Raw genomic sequence first — 1,966 nt, 5'->3', positions numbered from 1 at the left:
ACTCCACCCTCAGGTCCACCCAGGCCCCGGGCCGGACGGCCGGGTCGCGGTGGTAGCGGTGGGCCTCGCGGACGTGGTTGGAGAGTTCCAGCAGGTCGGGGTTGTCCGGGTGGTACTCGAAGACGTCGATCTCCTGGCCGCCGTCCCGCCAGGTCCAGATCGCGGGCCAGGCCCCCGTCTCCGTGGGCAGCCGGACCCGGGCCTCCAGGACGTCACCGGTGCGGACGGTGAACCCCTGGTCGCTGCCTTCGGTGGTGAGGAGTCCGGTGTCCCAGTTCCCGTCGGGGCGGCGGGTCGCCCGGAAGGTGCCGCTACGGCTGTAGGAGGGGTCCTCGACGAGGTGGTCGAGCTTGTTGTCGCCCGGGTTGACCGGGCCGCCGTCGGGATAGGCCCAGGAGCGGCCGGCCACCCACTGGGCGGTGGAGGTGAAGTCGGCGGTGAGGACGGGGGCGCGGCGCGGGGTGAACACCGGCAGGCCCCCGCCGCCGGCCGTGGGCAGGAGGCGGCCGGTCAGGCGGCGCAGCCATCCGGAGTGGTCCGATTCCATGGGGGTGTCCTGCCCAATCCACGGGCCGACACCCCTCCGTTCTCACTCGGAGTAATCATATGAATGCGTTGCGGCATCGATGAACGCCCGGATGAGCTCCGGGGACTTCACCCCGCGCTCCCGCTCGACGCCGCTGGAGACGTCCACGCCCCACGCGCCGGTGGCCCGGACGGCCTCCCGGACGTTGCCCGGACCGAGCCCCCCGGCCAGCAGCCAACGCCCCTCGGGGGCGGTGAACTCGGCGGAGCCCCAGTTCCAGGGCTTGCCGGAGCCGGGGTCGGGGGCGTCGATCAGCAGCAGGTCCTCGCCGTACTCACCGCAGCGGGCGACGTGCTCGGCGGTGGCCCGCAGCAGGGTCAGGCCGGGCGCACGCAGCGCCTCGTAGTACTCGGGCCCCTCGTCGCCGTGCAGCTGTACGCCGCGTACGCCGCTCTCCTCGGTGAGCCGGCGCACCTCCTCCAGGGGCTGCTTCCGGAACACCCCGACGGTGAGCACCCCGTCCGGCACCCGGGCGGCGAGCTCGCGCGCCCGCGCGGCGTCGATGGTGCGGGGGCTGTTCGGCGCGAGCACGAACCCGACGGCATGAGCCCCGGCCTCCACGGCCACATCCACGTCCTCGGGGGTCTTCAGCCCGCAGATCTTGACGAACACGCTCTTCCCGTCGCTCATGCCGCAAGTCAACCAAACACTGCCCCGACGTGCCGTTTCGTCCCACGTTCCGGGCGGCCGTCGGCGCCCGGAGCTCAAGCCGCGGGAGTCCGAGCGCCCTGTCTGTGGAATGGGTGGTGGGCGGAGCCCACCACCACCCACCACCCTCCCCAACCGGCGCTCATACCAGGCGGGGTGACGATGCGTGAGCGGTTTGCCACGCAGGGCCATGAGGCCCTACCTTGCGGCTGAAAAGAATTCGGCCCCCGCTGGTGTCGGCAACACCACACGAGGGCCTGACCATCGAGATCGACACCGAATGAAAGCGATCCCCATGGATATCGCTCAGCTTAGTGCTGCCCCGCACCCCCTCGCCAAGCCCGGCTACGGAAAAATCGCCGCACCGGAGCAAGCGCCCCGCACCGCCCGCGACTTCGCGCACCTCCCGGCCCGGGAGGCGGCCGTCGCCGGGTACCTCGACCGGCTGCCGGACGGCGCCGACATCAGCGTGAAGACCCTCGCCGCCGTGCTGCCCCTGTGGGGCCAGTGCGCACTGCGCACCGCCCTCAACCGGCTGGCCACCGCCGGGCACCTGCACCGCGTACGGCAGCGACTGCCCGGCGACACCACCCGCTGGGTCACCCGCACCTTCTTCTCCCGCACCGCCCGCGACGGCGCCTGGTGGGCCCGGTTCACCCAGAGGGATGCGCCCGCACCGACCGCCCCGCCACCACCCGCACAGGTAGCCCCGGCCCCGCCGCAGGCGCCACC

The 1,966-nt window shown here is 72.8% G+C and carries 2 protein-coding genes and 1 pseudogene; 1 reads left to right on the top strand and 2 read right to left on the bottom strand.

Annotated features, from left to right (window positions below; translation table 11 throughout):
* On the bottom strand, positions 1-547 hold a 547-nt coding region (locus VR44_RS39440; protein ID WP_245692902.1), incomplete at its 3' end, for a LamG domain-containing protein.
* A 42-nt stretch (positions 548-589) separates the two neighbouring features.
* Positions 590-1,216, bottom strand: a complete 627-nt coding sequence (locus tag VR44_RS39435; RefSeq protein ID WP_045952511.1) for a phosphoribosylanthranilate isomerase — start codon at positions 1,214-1,216, stop codon at positions 590-592.
* Positions 1,217-1,703: 487 nt separating this feature from the next.
* Here VR44_RS39435 and VR44_RS49415 point away from each other — a divergent pair.
* A pseudogene (locus tag VR44_RS49415) lies at positions 1,704-1,966 on the top strand (hypothetical protein); the annotation flags it as partial.

Origin of the sequence: Streptomyces katrae (assembly GCF_000966975.1) — a bacterium.
Lineage (GTDB): Bacteria > Actinomycetota > Actinomycetes > Streptomycetales > Streptomycetaceae > Streptomyces > Streptomyces katrae.
This window is presented reverse-complemented; position numbering and strand designations above follow the sequence as displayed.